The sequence below is a fragment of the Clostridium ljungdahlii genome, assembly GCF_001636845.1.
Taxonomy (GTDB): Bacteria; Bacillota; Clostridia; order Clostridiales; family Clostridiaceae; genus Clostridium_B; species Clostridium_B ljungdahlii_A.
Genome location: NZ_LITT01000029.1, coordinates 1 through 15,216 on the forward strand (window position 1 = coordinate 1; position 15,216 = coordinate 15,216).

A 15,216-nucleotide genomic window follows, 5' to 3' on the forward strand; every position below is an offset into this window, starting at 1 on the left:
ATATCAAAAACAAGAAAATATAAAAATGATATAAGCCGATTTTTTTAGTTGGTGAAATTCTTTGTATATAAAAAATTAAATTGGAGCTATATAAATGAAATGGGAGGTAGTAAAAAGGCAAACTAAAACTGGTATGTACATTAGCACAATAAAGTCATTTGAGTTTGATAAAGAGTCTAAAGGTAAAGTATATGATGAGGTCTTAAAATATGCTAAACATAACAAAACATTTTGTAAATTAATATTTTATTAAATATTTTGACAGAGTACACGAAAATAAAGTTAAATAAAAAAATGTATTTTATGCAATATATGGAGGAGATGCTTATATGTCAATAAAAAGAAAAATTCCACTTCTAATAGCAATAATTATTACTATTTTAATGACTTTAACTACTATATTTATTGATAATAAATCTACCAACTTAATAGAAACTAAAACGGAAAGAGAAATAGAAGAAATATGTAATCATTCAGCTCAAACTATAAGTGCAGTAGTGGAAAAAGAAAAGTTAGGGGTTAAAATATTTTCAGAAAAAAATGTGGTTATAAATTTACTTAAGACAAATAAGGATTCTAGTAATATTGACGATTTAAATAAGCAAAAACAAGATATGAATTTAACTTTACAAAACTACGCTAAAGAGAACAAAGATCTTGAACACATATTTTTAGTTGACACAAGTGGAAATATAATTGCAGACAGTGATAAGGACTATATTGGCAAAAACTTAAATGATAGATCCTATAATAAACCAAGCTTAGAAGGTAAAGCTTCAGTAAGTGAAGTTATGATATCAAAAGTAACTAAAAATGCTATAGTGACATTTACAAATCCTGTAAGATTCAACGGCGAAATTTTGGGATATGTTGGTACCGCAGTATATGGAAGCAGTTTTTCAAAATATTTAGCAGATGTCAAGGTAAGTAATTTTTCATCCAGCTATGGATTTTTATTAGATTATAAAGGCAATATGATATATCATCCAACTAAGAGCAAAATAGGTAAGCCAACTGAAACTCCCCAAATAAAAGCTATAGCTGATAAATTAAATAAGGGTGAAAATGTAAAAGAGGATATTCTTGAATATAATTTTAAAAATGTAGATAAAATAGCAGGATATAAGGTTATCTCTGAAGCAAATTGGATTATAGTAGTAACGTCTGATAGATTAGAGGTATTAAAAGATGTTAAATCTATGAGAAATATTATAATACTTATAGCAATAATAGCATCAATTTTAGCTATATCAGCAGGATATATGCTTTCAACGAGGATTACCAATCCTATTACTCAAATAGTTAATCTTATAAATAAAACAGCAAATTTAGATTTAAATCATGTGAAAGATTTTGACAAACTGTGTGAATATAATGATGAAATAGGGATAATGGCTAATTCTATAGAAAATATGAGAAAAGCATTAAGAACAATGGTTAAAGACATGAAAATGTCTTCTGATACAATAAATTCAAATGCTGCTCTAGTCGAAAAATTAACTGGTGAGTTAAAGGTCAATTTAGAAGGTGCATCAGCAGAAAGTCAAAATCTTTCAGCTGGTATGGAACAAAATGCAGCTTCGGTAGAGGAAGTTTCAGCTTCATCTGATGAAATTGGAAATGCTGTAAATTCCATGACCCAAAAATCTGTAGAGGGTTCAAATAAAGCTAGCGGCATTGAAAAGAGAGCAGAAGAATTAAAAAAAGATGCAGTTGAGTCAAATGAAAAGGCCAATGAAATATATTCCTCTGTGAAAGATAATCTTGAAAAAGCTATTGAAAATTCTAAGGCTATTGAAAAAATAAAATTATTGTCTACGGACATAATTTCTATTACTGATCAAACAGGCTTGCTTGCTCTTAATGCTTCAATAGAAGCAGCTAGAGCTGGTGAAGCAGGAAAGGGATTTTCTGTTGTAGCTGATGAAGTCAGACAATTGTCAGAGGAATCTGCAAAGACAGCTGGCAATATTCAAAATGTAGTTAATGAGGTTACAGAAACAGTAAAGAATTTATCAAGTAATTCAGTAAAGCTTCTTGAATTTATAAATCAAATTGTTTTAAAAGACTACAATAAGTTAGTTGAGACAGGTAAAGAGTATAGTCAAGATGCTGAAGCAGTGAACAATTTTATGAATGATTTTAGTAGTTTAGCAGAAAAATTGAGTTCATCAATTAATGAAATAAACAATGCAATGGGTGAAGTGGCAAATACCGTAACTGATGGTGCAAAAGGTGTTACTGAAATTGCTAGTAAAATAACTAATATAGATGAAAAGTTAGGCATTGTAAAGACAACTACTGAAAACAATAAGCAAAGTGCTGATAAATTGCAAGAAATTATATCTCAATTTAAACTTTAAATTTTGTCAAAAAGCTGGACTTAAAAGTTCAGCTTTTTTGATATTAAACTAAAAAATTATGGTTATGATTGTACCTTCACCTAAAATGCTTTCTATATGTATACTTCCTCCATGGACATCTATTATCTGCTTGGATATTGCCATACCAAGGCCTGAGCCTTCTGTTGAAGTACTGGTATTTGTCCCCCTATAATATCTCTCGAAAATGTAGTTTAAATCTTTTTTAGGTATGCCTTTGCCGTTATCCTTTATTATAATGTAGATCTTATCTTTTTCATAAATTGAAATATCAACTTGGACATCCTCCTTATTGTGAGTTATAGCATTAAAAATTAAATTACTCAGGGCTCTTTTAAAAAATTTTTTATCAATGAAGGCTTTTATTTTTTCGTTTTCGGGATAAAAATTTACATTCCTATTTGAGTACATTGGATGATTTAAAATTCCTACAATTATATTTTGCAAAAGAGAGGTTATATTTACCTCTTCCTTTTTTAGAGGAACAGCTTTATTTTTTAACTTATATGTCAAATTTAAATCTTCCACTAATGATTGAATATAGGAGGATTTATTGTAGATTATTTCTGAATACTCGTGAATTTCATTTTCAGAAAAAGTATAATCCGGATCTTTCATTATTTCAGCATATCCTTTTATAGAAGATAGCGGTGTCTTAACATCATGAGATATGGATGAAATCCAGGTGTTTCTCATTTTTTCAAGTTCTTCTCTTTTTATTTTGTTTTCTTTAAGTGTTTTGCTTAAATTATTTAAGTTAGAAAAGACACTTTTATAAACACTTTTTTCTGGATAATTTATTTCGTAATTGCCTTTTGCAAGATTATTTATGCCGCTTATTATGTTTTGAAGCGGTTTAGCCATTCTCTTTCCAAATAGAAAATAAGCTATAATTATAGCTGCCAGTATATTTATGCACAGTAATAAAATAACACCATTCCAAAAGAAACTTTTTAAGGCAGAAGGATTAAATGTAAGAGTATGTTTTGCCACACGATTAAGTGGAAAACCTACTATATAGGCAAAACTTCTGTTATTGTATTTTTTTTCACTTACAAACACAGACGAATTTGCTATGTCATATTTGTAAATATGGGTATATTCTATTGGGGAGTATTTAGTAGGGACTGCTTTTGGTTTATTAAAAGAATACACTTCTTTAAAATTTTCATCTATTATTTGAATCCATCCACTAATTTTTAAAATTTCTTGTTTGCCATCTTCATTTACAAAAGGTATGTCATTTTTAAAATCTATGTATTTGGAAAAGTTTAAGGTAACCCTTTCGGGGGCCAAACTAGTTAAATTTTCATTAGTATATACAATTACCTCATTCCAAACAATTAAATTTATGAATAACTCAATTATGACTATAAATATTAGTGTTATGAGAAATTTTGTAGTCAGGGTCCAGTTAGTTTTAATTTTACTTATAATTTTCATTTGTAGTTACCTCAAAATTAAGATTATAAAAGTTGAAATATTAAATGACAAGTACTGATGATAGCTGCCTTCGTTATTTATTATTTGCTAATTTGTTATTTAGAAATAATAAGCTTGTATCCCAGTCCCTTAGCAGTAACTATATATTTTGGACTGGAAGGGTTATCTTCTAATTTTTGTCTTAGCTTTCTAATATGAACCATTATTGTGTTGTCATATCCTTCATAGTCATCATTCCAAACTTCATCGCATATCATTTGCTTGGTTAGTATTTGATTGGCGTTTTGAGCCATATAACATAAAAGATGATATTCCTTTGGAGTAAGCACTACATTTTTATCGGATTTTGATACTTCACCTTTTTCGAGATCAATTACTATATCTCCAAAACTTATCTTTTCCCCTTTCATGGACATTTCATTTTTAATATATATGTTTCTTCTCAAATGAGCTTTAATTCTAAAGGCAACTTCCTTAGGGCTAAAGGGCTTAGTTACATAGTCATCTGCACCTAGTCCAAGGGCAAGTATTTTATCTATATCATCAGATTTTGCAGATAAGAATATGATTGGAACAAAAGAAAAGTCTCTTATATTTTTGCATACCTCAAAGCCGTCCATATCCGGCATCATTATGTCCAAAACTACTATATCAGGCTTTTCAAATTTACATAATTTTATACCCTCTGTGCCATTTTTAGCCTTAAATATTCGTCTAAAACCTTCTTTTTTAAGTACTGTTTCCAGGAGCTTTAACAGCTCCACTTCATCGTCTATTAAAAGTATTTTCCTATCTAGAATGCTATCGTACATGGTTATCTCCTCAAAATAATTGTTAATTTCATTACTTGATTTATTACAATTATAACATTATCTATGCATTGTTTAATTGGGTAGAAGAATTTTAAGGTTCTGTTAAGGCTGCGGTAAATGAGATTTAAGCTGGGGGCTTTATTATATAGACACAAGTTAATTGAGGGAGGAAATTGTATGTCAGAAAATATTGTAGAAACTATAAATTTGACAAAAAAATTTAAAGACTTTAAAGCAGTAAAAGGAATAAATTTATCTGTAAAAAAGGGCAGAGTATACGGATTTTTAGGTCCAAATGGTGCAGGAAAATCTACAACCATAAGGATGCTCTTAGGGCTTATAAAGCCGACAAGGGGAGAAATCAAAATTTTTGGTAAGGATTTAAGAAAAGATAGAATGAGCATTTTGAAAAAAGTGGGTTCTATGGTTGAGTCACCGTCTTATTATGGAAATCTAACAGCTTATGAGAATTTACAGGTGACGGCAGAACTTCTAGAGCTTGACCATAAATATATTGATGAGGTTTTGGAAATTGTAAAGCTTACTGAATGGAAAGATAGACAAGCCAGCAAATTTTCACTTGGTATGAAACAGAGACTGGGTATTGCCCAGGCACTTATATCAAAACCAGAACTTTTAATACTGGATGAACCTACTAATGGACTTGATCCATCTGGAATTCATGAAATAAGGGGACTTATCAAAGAACTTCCCAAACTCTATAACATGACAGTTGTTATATCAAGCCATAATTTAAGTGAAATTGAACTTACAGCAGATGATATTGGAATTATAAATAGAGGAAAGATGTTGTTTCAAGGAACACTTGAAGAACTTCATTCAAAGAGTAAAGGACAAATTTGCATAAAATCTAAGGATTTAAAGAAGATAGAAGATACGCTAAATAATGGTGGATATAAGTATAAAGTAAAGGATAAGGAGATTTTCTTAAAATCTGAAGGAAGAGAGCCGGATGAGATTTTAAAACAACTTATATTAAATGGCAATAGAATATTTAAATTTGTAGAAGTACAAAAATCTCTTGAAGAAATATTTCTTGACCTTACTGAAGGGGGAGAAAATATATGAGCTTTATGTCAATTTTAAAATCTGAACTGATGAAATACAAAAGGTCAGTACTGTGGAAAGGTGTATTTTTTATTCCGATTCTTTCATTTGTACTTTTATTTATGGATTTGCATTTTAGATGTAGTTTTTTAATGTCAGATAATCATATAAAGTATTTAACTCAAATTGGAATTTATGGTAAGGTAGGTGCTCTGCTCTATGAAAGTCATCTTGCTGCTTTGTGGTTCATTCTTCTAAACTTGTCCATTGTTGTGGTAGCAGTTATTGTAAATTATATGGAGTACAGTGAAAATACCTGGAAGCAAATAGTAGCGAGACCGGTTGAAAGAAGAAAAATTTATTTGTCAAAGTGGATTGTAGTGCTTATAGCTGCATTTATTCTGGTAATTTTAAATGGAATATTTTTAATAATTATAAAAAATTTATTTCATATTGATGGCAGTTTTACATTGATTTTTAAATATGTAGAGTTAGAATTATGTGCAACTTTAGGGGTAGTGAGCTTTCAGCAATTCATAAGTTGTTATATGAAAAATTCTCTAGCAGCTGTAGCTGTAGGATTCGCTGGAAGTATAGGATCTTATATGTTTGCACAAAGTAAGCTACTTTCATATATAATTCCATTTGCTAATGTGTTGTTAACATTGCCTACAGGAGACAATAAGGATGCATATATGGCAGCTTTTTTTGGAATAGTGTCTGGAATCGTATGGCTTATAGTTGGAATTTTAGAATTTAATAAAAGGGATATAAAGTAGGGGTGAATAGTGTGAAAAATATATATAAAGTAGAATTATTAAAATTAAGACATTCAAAAATACTGAATATAGTTATGCTTCTTCCGCTCTTTTTTGTAATACTGGGCTTTACAAATTTCTTGAGATATAAAAAACTCTTTACAGAACAAGGCCAAAATGTATGGAGTCAAGTATATACTCAAAGTTCAATATTTTATGGATTGTTTATTATAGGATTGTTTATTACAATTGCAGTAGCTGTTTTAGTTAGAATAGAAAATAATGAAGATAATTTTAAAAGAATGTTAACTTTACCTGTAAAAAGAAGTGAATTATATATAGCAAAATTTGGTGTAGCCTGCGGAATAGTATTTTTAAATCTTGTTTTGTTTATGTTACTTACAATCCTAGCTGGAGCAGTTATAGCACCTCATAGTCAAAGCATGCCAAAAGAATTGATATATGCTCCATTACTTTGTATTATAGCGTCACTGCCTGTCATAGCAGTTCAATATTATTTAAGCATGAAATTTAAAAATATTGCTGTACCGCTAGGCGTAGGATTAGTTTTTTCTCTTCCATCAGTTCTCATTGATAATACTAAGTATTGGATGTTTTTTCCCTGGGATTATCCAGGAAGGGTATTATTAGGTGGTTCAAATGTAACATTCAATTTTCCACCATATATGTATATAGTATCTGTTATTTTATTTATATTATTTATACTTGTTGGAATGTATGAATTTAACAACAGGGATATTTAACTTACTCAGCGGCTGTCATTAAAATTGACAGCCATAAAAATGAAAGGATAACATATTATGTCGGGACTTTTCTATATATAAATTATGACAAATTAATTAATTCAACACGTGCGAAGCTTTGCTTCACAATATGATTAAACTGGGAAAGTTGAGTTAATCAATATCAACTTTCTCGCTTTTTATTTGCTCAAAACAATAATCAGAATAAATTTGTTTAATAATACTGGCCTTATCCTTACAAATAGGAATTTTATCGCCATTTTTTAAAATAAAGTCAATTTCCAGCATAGAAGCTATATAAAACATATTTATGATATAGCTTCTATGACATCTTAAAAAGGATGATCCACTTAGGAGATCCCATAGTTTTTTTAAAGAAGAATAAGTTTTTATAATATGAGTACTTGTGTGAATAAGACAAGTTTTATTATATACTTCAATATAATAAATATCCTTTAAGAGGATTTTCATACAAATACCTTTACTGTAAACTTCAATAAATTACATATTGTTTGAAAATACATTTTGACATTTGTCCAGCAAACGTTTAATCTTGTCGTAGCTAACTGGTTTTATAAGGTACTGCATTGCGTCTACTTCGAAGGCATCAAGAGCGTGATTTTTACTGCTGGTAACAAAAACTATTATGTACTTTTCATCATGGTATCAATGGATGAAAGCATTAATTATGTAGGACTAGGTATTAAATCTACAGATAATATATTAGTTATTTCAAGATATGGTAAGTAAGCAGGAAGATATATTTTTAAATCTTAAAGGAGCATCAGAACATTTAGATGAACTTTCAGCAGCATTATCAGGGGAGATTTTTAAGTTTAAAATAAATTAGGAAAGATCACTTTTTTCAATTATTAATAAAATGATAGTATATTAATAATTGAGAGAGGATATATATGTTTTTTAGATTTCCTGAGAAATTTATGAAAAACAAAGATAAAGTATACATTATAGACAAAAAATTTGCAGACGTAAATGGGGACGGACGTGTTGAAACTTTAATGATTACGGGGAAAAAGCCTTATGGGGAAAATGGTTTTATAGAGGACATGGCTCTTGTTGTAATGAATAAAAAGACAGGGTTAAATATAAAAGTAAAACCAAAAGAAAATTCTGGTTATGATCCTAAATTATTTATAGCAAAATTTGATGAAAAGGGCAGTATACTTTTTGTATTTTTATCTATAGATTCAGGTGGCAGTGGTGGCTACCATTTTGATTATATTTATTCTTTTAAAAACAATGTGACAAACCTTGTTTTTGATTATGATAAATTTAATGATGAAAATGTGTATGATGCTGCATATGAAAATTTCTATAAGGTAGGTGTAAAATCACAAAATAAAAATTTGAAGGGCGTAATAGATCTTAAATCCATAAGAGATGAAGAATATTTATCAAAGATTTACAATAAAGATGGAACCCTTAAAGAACCTGAAGCTGCAGGAGTACTATCTCTTTCAAACCTTTCTCCTTTAAGCATAAATGGGTCTGAGATTTTTGATCTTTTAGCAGGTCAGAGGATAATAGGACTTTACAATTCAGATACTTTGGGATATGTAGAATCTATTTTAAGATGGGACAAAGGTAAGTTTATGACTATAGCAGTTAGACTAGTAGTATCAATGTAAAATATGTGAAAAGCTAAAGTGCTATTTTGCACTTTAGCTTTTTGCATCTTTAAAATTTAACGTTGTGAGAATTACCCTGCATATCATAGAAGGTTGCATCAGCCTGGTCTATGTAGAATGTCTCGAAAGTAGGATCGCCTACTGTATACATATTTTTAAGCATAGGCATAGTATTCAAAACAGCTTCCTGTGACTCTTTAGATGTATTAAAAACTGCCTTTCCATTTAATCTGAGCCATTTTCCTTCTGGAGAAGTTGCACTGATTTGCATTTTAGGATTAGCTTTTAATTGCTTATATACATTTTTTGTATTGGCAGTGCAAAAATATAATTTGTTGTTGTATTTCATTGCAAATCCAAAAGGACGTAATGCAGGTGCATCTCCATTTACAGTAGCAAGATAAAAAACTTTGTTGTCAGTTAGGAACTTTAAAACTTCATCCATAATTAGTATCTCCTTTAACCATAAAATTTTAGCTAAACTTATCCAGGTACGTTTATATTTTTCTGCAGCTTAAAAATGAAATATTAGAAAAGGTATTCATTGGATAAATGTAACTAATTACATTTTATCACAAAAAATATAATAGATAAATTATAAGATAAATTTTTCTATGGATAGTTGAAGCCTATTTAAAAAGCCAAAAATTTTATTTTCAAAACATATTTTTATGAAGAATTATGGTAAGTGTATGGAATTAATTAGACCAAAATGATATAATTGCCATATAACAAATGAATAAAAGTATTCAAATTAAAATAATTAGTGTACCATAATTGGGGGGAATCATTTTGTTCGATAAGTTATTAAAAAAATCAGATACAAAATTGGATCAATATACAAGTTCGGATTATATACATAAGGATATACTTGTAAAACTTTTTTCTGATGTAGTACAAGGTAAAATGACAAAACTAAGTTTAAGAGATGTAAAGTGCAGTGATGTAGTAGAAAAGTGGAATGAAGTTATAGATGAGATGTGTGAATCCAGAAAAAAAAGTATTTTTGAAACAAATGATGTATTACAAATGGTAATTAAAATGGATTCAATTAGAAATATTATCAAAAGTGTAGATACACAAACAGAGCAGTTACATTCCATGTCTCAAAATAGTGAAGAGCTAGAGGCATCTATTGAAGATGTTTCTAATATATCGCAAAAAATGTCGAAGAATTCGAGTGATGCAAAAAAAGTATCTGAAACAGGAATAAAAAATATATATGATTCAGTTGAATTTGTAAAAAAATCATTTGATGATATTGACATAATAGATAAGCAAATGAAAGGTGTTAAGGAAAAAACTCATAAAATAAATGAAATAGTTGATATTGTAAAAGGTATTGCAGATCAAACAAGTTTACTGTCATTAAATGCTTCAATTGAGGCAGCAAGAGCAGGAGAGCAGGGTAAAGGATTTGCCGTTGTTGCAGATGAAGTAAGAAAACTTGCTGAAAATACTACAAGTTCAGTTTTAGATATACAAAAAAATGTTTCAAATTTGCAAAAAGATATTGACTCATCAGTTGATAAAATCAACCAGACAGCTAAGCAATTAGAGTCAGGTAAAGATCTAGTTAACAGTTCAATGGATTCGATCAATCTAATTGGCAATTCAATAGACAATGTTAACGAAACAATTAATCAAGTTGCAGCAGATACAGAGGAACAAACTGCAGCAACCCAGTCTTTTGCTAGTAGTATTATGGAGCTATCGCAGCATGCTGATCATATAGACAGTAATTGTAAAGGTATTGGAAAGATTATATATGATTTGAGTAAAAGAATAGACTCTATGAGAGTTGAAATGCTTAAAGATAAAGTATGTATGACAGATCGCGATATGGTAGAAATCTATAAAACTGACCATCTAATCTGGAGATGGAGAATATATAACATGCTTCTTGGTAACGAAAAAGTAAATACTAATGAGGTAGGGGATTATAAGGGATGCAGACTTGGAAAGTGGTATTATAATATAGATAGTGATAAGTTTAAAAATCACAAAGCCTTTGTAGAGTTAGAAAAATCACATATGGAATTACATGAGATTGCAAAAGAAGCAGCTCTTGCATATGAGAAAAATGATATAAAATTGTCAGAAAAATGTCTTGAAAGAATGGATATGTGTTCAAAAAAGGTATTTGCTCTAATGGATGAAATAAAACAATTATTATCTTAAAAATTTATTAGATACAATAAATGGACAGGTATAAAAATATACTTGTCCATTTATAATTATATAAATCAATATTTATTAAGCACAAATGCAGCAAGTACAGGTACGAATGCACATCCTGCCAGATAAACATAGGTCACATCCAGTGCTGTAAGTACATCCTGAATCAAAAATGATATAGAATGTCTTTAATAATGAAGCATAATAACAGATTACTATATTTGAATATTGGCTAAATAGAATAGTTAAAAAGAAATTATAAATTGTTATATAGCCTTTAAATGCAAAAAAAATATAATTCTAATTAGTGATGCTATTGCAATATGTAAACCACTATAATTTGATTAATAAATCAAATATGTTATTTGTAAAAATTTAAAAGTGCATTTATATCATCAATTATGCTATAATTATGACTGTAAAATATAAAAGGAGGTACATATTATGAATAAAAAGTTATCTAAAGATGCATATGGCGGCGTAGCTGGTAAAGACTACGTTCCTTACATTTCCAGTGGTTCTAAATCTGGTGGAAATGCTGCTGTATTAACAATCGGTATTATTCTAGCTGTACTATTTGCAGCATCTACTGCCTATTCAGGTATGAAATCAGGGCTCACAGTTGCTGCTGGTATACCTGGATCTATAATGGGTTCTGTATTTATAGCTATGTTTGCTAAAAAGAAAGGCATCCTTGGCAAAAATTTAGTTCAAGGTATGTCAAGTGGTGGAGAATCAATTGCTAGTGGTATGATATTTGTTTTACCTGCAATAATTTTAATAGGTTCAAAGTTTTCTTTTTGGGAAGGTTTTGTTGTTGGTGTAGGAGGTGTTCTATTCGGTATAGGAATAGCTTCTCTTGTTTACAATTATTTAATAATTGAAGAACATGGCAAATTAATGTACCCTGAGTCAATGGCTATATCTGAAACACTTGTTGCTTCAGAAGGTGCTGAAGAATCAGTGAAGTACATGGGAATAGGTTTTGGAATAGGTGGTATTATAACTGTTTTTACTAGTTCATTCTTAAATGTAGCTAATAATGTTATAAGCTATGTAAACGAGTCCTTTTACAAATGGAAATTTGAAGTTGAAGCTAACCCTCTATTATTAGGTATAGGATTTATAGTTGGAATAGATGTTTCCTTAACTATGTTTGCTGGTTCTATATTATCTAACTTTGCTGTTACACCTTTAATAGGTTATTTCGTTTCTCTTGGAAAAGGCAGTGCAACTGTATGGAATAATCCACATGTTGCTTTAAATGCCATGCAAGTTAAGCATATAGCAGGCAGTTATGTAAAATATATTGGAGCAGGCATGATGCTTTCAGGAGGTTTTATAGGAGCTATAAAACTCATACCAACTATAGCATCTTCTATAAGAGAAACTCTTGGGGCCAAGTCTTCAAAGGGTTCTGGTAGCTCATCTGCTGAAAATTTAATATTACTTGGTGGTATAGTAATAGGATTTATAGGCGGTTTCATGATATCTGGTGGTAATATACTAATGGCAATAATTGCTTCTATTTTATCACTGTTATTATCAATGCTATTTGTCATAGTTTCTGGTCGTTTAACTGGTACTATAGGAACTTCAAATCTTCCTGTATCCGGTATGACTATAGCGTCTATAGTTATTGTAACATTATTATTTGTTACAATGGGATGGAAGAGTTCTGTAAATAATAGATCTTTACTTTTATTTGGTACATTTATAGTTACTGCTATATCTGCAGCTGGTGGTTACTGTCAATCACAAAAAGTCACTTTTATAGTTGGTGGTGACAAAAATGAAATGCAAAAGTACTTTGCTATAGCTGGTATAGTTGGTGCTGCAGTAGTTACTGGCGTTATAATGTTACTTTCAAGTCAACTTGCAATGACTGGTGATAATGTACCATTTGCATTGCCTCAGGCTAATTTAATGTCAACATTAACTGGCGGTATAATGTCAGGTAGTTTACCTTGGGTTATGATAATCGTTGGTATTGTTATGGGAATTACTTTATTCTTATTAAAACTTCCTGTAATGACAATTGCTATAGGATTCTATTTACCAATATCTACAAATGCTATAATATTAATAGGTGCATTTGTTCGTATGTTTGTAGAAAAGACTTCTAGGAATGAAAAACAAAAAGAAGCTAGACTTTCTAATGGTGTAAGTTTATCATCTGGACTTGTTGCTGGTGGTTCCATAATAGGACTTGTTGGCATAATACTTCAAGTAACTAATGTTATAAAAATAGGTGAACCAACTGGATTTGCTGCTTCTAATGGAATGGGATATGTAATATTAGCAGCTCTAATAATAGCTTCTATAATACCTATAATGAAGAGTAAGGAAAAAAATGCTGAATAACAACGAAGAGGTATTAAATATAATATTTAAAATCTCTGATAATTTAGAATATGAAGTAGATGAAGACAACATCGTAACTATACTTGAAAAGCAAGATCATAAGATTCAAAAGTTTTTTAGAAAAATTAAATTTAGAATTCCAGAATACAAAAAAATTACTCTGGATGAATATTCAAGTTATGTGTTTTTACAGATAGATGGAAAGAAAACAGTAAAAACTATTGGAGAAAATTTAGAAGTGAAGTATGGTGATAAAGCTCACCCACTTTATGAAAGATTGTTGTTATTTTTAAATCATATTAATGTTAATTGTCACTATATAGAAAAAATAAATTAATTATAAAAGATGGCACTATGTTATAGCTGCCATCTTTATTTTATTGTGGATTTTTACAAACTTCAAATAGAATCTTTAAATGAGCAAAAATACTCACATTATTTTACATTGTCTATGCACACTTATTTTTTGACAGTTTAAGAACTTCTAAAATTGCATCTAAGCTAATCCCTTTTTGAGCTTGGATATGAACCCAAATAATTAGTTCTTGTTGGAACTGTTTGCGAGCTGTTTTTAAGCCTTTTCCAAATTTAGAATAAGTTGTATTTATACCAAAAGTACAATAAAGATAAGTCAATTGAGTTAAAATCCAAAATCTTTTTATGGCTCTTTCACTACGAACTTGATAATTATCAAATCCTAATTCCATCTTATTTTGACGAAAAAATACTTCGATTGTCCAACGTTCACGATATTGAAAAAGTATTTCTTCTGTTGTGAGATTGATATCTGTTGATATAAAAGATTTTAATGCTTTTTCATTATAGAGAGCTTCTTTAGGATAACTAATAAGAACCACAACTTTTTTAAAACCATTTATTTTACCTTCATATCTGTAAACATAGTAAGAGTGTTTATTCACTGTAACGAGGTGAAATTCTTCTTTGTTTATTGTTTTGGCAAAACCATTGATTTTATGGTTCATGCGTGAGCATTTGGGGTATATGACTCTATTAGTTTTTAATGCACCTATATACTCAAAACCTTTTGCTTTTGCTGATTTTATAATTATTTCAGCACTATACCAACTATCTCCTAAAACAAAACCTTGTATAGGTGGTTTAGGTAGTGAAGATATTATAGCTACAGCAATATCAATCTTCGTAATCTTTTTATTGTCTTTATCAATTTTAGTTTTATCATAAAGCGTTAGCTGATATGGAATTGTAACATCACCACATTGCAATAAAGCACCTACAATTTGGTGTCCATAAACTTTTTTATTTTCTAAATGTGATTGATGAAATTGACACTTTTCTATAGGATTTTTAGCCCGTGACGAAGGCTTTGTTTTTTCACAGATAGTATCATCAATAATCACATAAATAGGCTTTCTTGTATCACGAGATAACTGCCAAATTTTATTAACTGCAAATTTTTGCAATGCCCTCAAAATATAATCTTCATTCCATGGGCTTTCAGATAAAAATTTACCTACGGATGTTCTATAAGTACTTTGATAGCAATTTTCAGCTATATGAGTAACTTTACCATTATACCCACGACCTACGGTCGCAAAGATAAATTCGAAGACATGTTTTAATTGTGGTAGTGTTAAATATAGTGATAATCCAAGTTTAATTATAAAATTGTTAATCTCATTATTATATGGTATATTATTTTCTGTAGACATTTATATTCATCCTTTGTTTATGTTTTCTAGCAGAAATATAATACAATAAGATGGTTATGAATGTCTACTTTAATTCCATAATTTGTTATGAAATTTGCTCATTTATTA

15 protein-coding genes are annotated in these 15,216 nt (G+C 29.6%); 10 read left to right on the forward strand and 5 right to left on the reverse strand.

The window, feature by feature from the left end; translation table 11 throughout:
• Positions 1-94: 94 nt before the first annotated feature.
• Together WY13_RS21040 and WY13_RS12160 are read left to right on the forward strand one after the other, a co-directional pair.
• Positions 95-253, forward strand: a complete 159-nt coding sequence (locus WY13_RS21040) for a hypothetical protein (RefSeq protein ID WP_156499029.1) — start codon at positions 95-97, stop codon at positions 251-253.
• A gap of 76 nt (positions 254-329) precedes the next feature.
• On the forward strand, positions 330-2,363 hold the full coding sequence (locus WY13_RS12160) for a methyl-accepting chemotaxis protein (protein ID WP_063555919.1): 2,034 nt from the start codon (positions 330-332) through the stop codon (positions 2,361-2,363).
• A gap of 48 nt (positions 2,364-2,411) precedes the next feature.
• On the opposite strand, the gene WY13_RS12165 is transcribed toward WY13_RS12160, so the two are convergent.
• Positions 2,412-3,824 (reverse strand): sensor histidine kinase, encoded by a 1,413-nt coding sequence (locus tag WY13_RS12165; protein ID WP_063555920.1) that lies wholly within the window; start codon positions 3,822-3,824, stop codon positions 2,412-2,414.
• A 95-nt stretch (positions 3,825-3,919) separates the two neighbouring features.
• Positions 3,920-4,636, reverse strand: coding sequence for a response regulator transcription factor (locus tag WY13_RS12170; RefSeq protein WP_063555921.1), 717 nt, complete (start codon positions 4,634-4,636; stop codon positions 3,920-3,922).
• A gap of 177 nt (positions 4,637-4,813) precedes the next feature.
• Between WY13_RS12170 and WY13_RS12175 the strand changes: the two genes are divergently transcribed.
• The 3 genes from WY13_RS12175 to WY13_RS12185 are packed head-to-tail and all read left to right on the forward strand — an operon-like array spanning position 4,814 to position 7,226.
• Positions 4,814-5,725 carry an ABC transporter ATP-binding protein gene (locus WY13_RS12175; protein WP_063555922.1) on the forward strand — a complete coding sequence of 304 codons (912 nt, stop codon included), beginning with the start codon at positions 4,814-4,816 and terminating at the stop codon, positions 5,723-5,725.
• The gene (locus WY13_RS12180; protein ID WP_063555923.1) at positions 5,722-6,483 is read left to right on the forward strand and encodes an ABC transporter permease; all 762 of its coding nucleotides are present in this window, start codon (positions 5,722-5,724) and stop codon (positions 6,481-6,483) included. The genes WY13_RS12175 and WY13_RS12180 overlap by 4 nt, the downstream gene beginning before the upstream one ends.
• An 11-nt stretch (positions 6,484-6,494) precedes the next feature.
• Entirely contained in the window at positions 6,495-7,226 is a 732-nt protein-coding gene (locus WY13_RS12185; RefSeq protein WP_063555924.1) for an ABC transporter permease, read from the forward strand.
• A gap of 153 nt (positions 7,227-7,379) precedes the next feature.
• On the opposite strand, the gene WY13_RS22320 is transcribed toward WY13_RS12185, so the two are convergent.
• Positions 7,380-7,697, reverse strand: a complete 318-nt coding sequence (locus tag WY13_RS22320; RefSeq protein WP_063555925.1) for a LytR/AlgR family response regulator transcription factor — start codon at positions 7,695-7,697, stop codon at positions 7,380-7,382.
• A 144-nt stretch (positions 7,698-7,841) separates the two neighbouring features.
• Between WY13_RS22320 and WY13_RS22095 the strand changes: the two genes are divergently transcribed.
• Both WY13_RS22095 and WY13_RS12195 read left to right on the forward strand, forming a co-directional pair.
• Entirely contained in the window at positions 7,842-7,976 is a 135-nt protein-coding gene (locus WY13_RS22095) for a hypothetical protein (RefSeq protein ID WP_278321786.1), read from the forward strand.
• Between the two features lie 191 nt (positions 7,977-8,167).
• Entirely contained in the window at positions 8,168-8,875 is a 708-nt protein-coding gene (locus WY13_RS12195; RefSeq protein ID WP_242866484.1) for a hypothetical protein, read from the forward strand.
• Between the two features lie 49 nt (positions 8,876-8,924).
• Here the strand turns inward: WY13_RS12195 and WY13_RS12200 are convergent, their stop codons facing one another.
• Positions 8,925-9,320, reverse strand: coding sequence for a pyridoxamine 5'-phosphate oxidase family protein (locus WY13_RS12200; protein WP_063555927.1), 396 nt, complete (start codon positions 9,318-9,320; stop codon positions 8,925-8,927).
• Between the two features lie 347 nt (positions 9,321-9,667).
• Between WY13_RS12200 and WY13_RS12205 the strand changes: the two genes are divergently transcribed.
• The 3 genes from WY13_RS12205 to WY13_RS12215 all read left to right on the forward strand — a co-directional run bounded on the left by WY13_RS12205 (position 9,668) and on the right by WY13_RS12215 (position 13,754).
• Positions 9,668-11,056: a methyl-accepting chemotaxis protein gene (locus tag WY13_RS12205; protein WP_063555928.1), complete on the forward strand. Its 1,389-nt coding sequence runs from the start codon at positions 9,668-9,670 to the stop codon at positions 11,054-11,056.
• A 441-nt stretch (positions 11,057-11,497) separates the two neighbouring features.
• Complete coding sequence (locus tag WY13_RS12210; RefSeq protein ID WP_063555929.1) at positions 11,498-13,417, forward strand: OPT family oligopeptide transporter; 1,920 nt, start codon at positions 11,498-11,500, stop codon at positions 13,415-13,417.
• On the forward strand, positions 13,407-13,754 hold the full coding sequence (locus WY13_RS12215; RefSeq protein WP_063555930.1) for a PqqD family peptide modification chaperone: 348 nt from the start codon (positions 13,407-13,409) through the stop codon (positions 13,752-13,754). The genes WY13_RS12210 and WY13_RS12215 overlap by 11 nt, the downstream gene beginning before the upstream one ends.
• Positions 13,755-13,866: 112 nt before the next feature.
• On the opposite strand, the gene WY13_RS12220 is transcribed toward WY13_RS12215, so the two are convergent.
• A complete protein-coding gene (locus WY13_RS12220; RefSeq protein ID WP_063555931.1) occupies positions 13,867-15,108 on the reverse strand; it encodes an IS701 family transposase in 1,242 nt (413 codons plus the stop codon).
• Positions 15,109-15,216 lie beyond the last annotated feature (108 nt).

Bases quoted from the DNA above. Each gene is read 5' to 3' on its own strand.
- WY13_RS12220 (WP_063555931.1), bottom strand. From the start codon at position 15,108: ATGTCTACAGAAAATAATATACCATATAATAATGAGATTAACAATTTT.
- WY13_RS12210 (WP_063555929.1), top strand. From the start codon at position 11,498: ATGAATAAAAAGTTATCTAAAGATGCATATGGCGGCGTAGCTGGTAAA.
- WY13_RS21040 (WP_156499029.1), top strand. From the start codon at position 95: ATGAAATGGGAGGTAGTAAAAAGGCAAACTAAAACTGGTATGTACATT.
- WY13_RS22320 (WP_063555925.1), bottom strand. From the start codon at position 7,697: ATGAAAATCCTCTTAAAGGATATTTATTATATTGAAGTATATAATAAA.
- WY13_RS12180 (WP_063555923.1), top strand. From the start codon at position 5,722: ATGAGCTTTATGTCAATTTTAAAATCTGAACTGATGAAATACAAAAGG.
- WY13_RS12165 (WP_063555920.1), bottom strand. From the start codon at position 3,824: ATGAAAATTATAAGTAAAATTAAAACTAACTGGACCCTGACTACAAAA.
- WY13_RS12195 (WP_242866484.1), top strand. From the start codon at position 8,168: ATGAAAAACAAAGATAAAGTATACATTATAGACAAAAAATTTGCAGAC.
- WY13_RS12160 (WP_063555919.1), top strand. From the start codon at position 330: ATGTCAATAAAAAGAAAAATTCCACTTCTAATAGCAATAATTATTACT.
- WY13_RS12170 (WP_063555921.1), bottom strand. From the start codon at position 4,636: ATGTACGATAGCATTCTAGATAGGAAAATACTTTTAATAGACGATGAA.
- WY13_RS12215 (WP_063555930.1), top strand. From the start codon at position 13,407: ATGCTGAATAACAACGAAGAGGTATTAAATATAATATTTAAAATCTCT.
- WY13_RS12200 (WP_063555927.1), bottom strand. From the start codon at position 9,320: ATGGATGAAGTTTTAAAGTTCCTAACTGACAACAAAGTTTTTTATCTT.
- WY13_RS12175 (WP_063555922.1), top strand. From the start codon at position 4,814: ATGTCAGAAAATATTGTAGAAACTATAAATTTGACAAAAAAATTTAAA.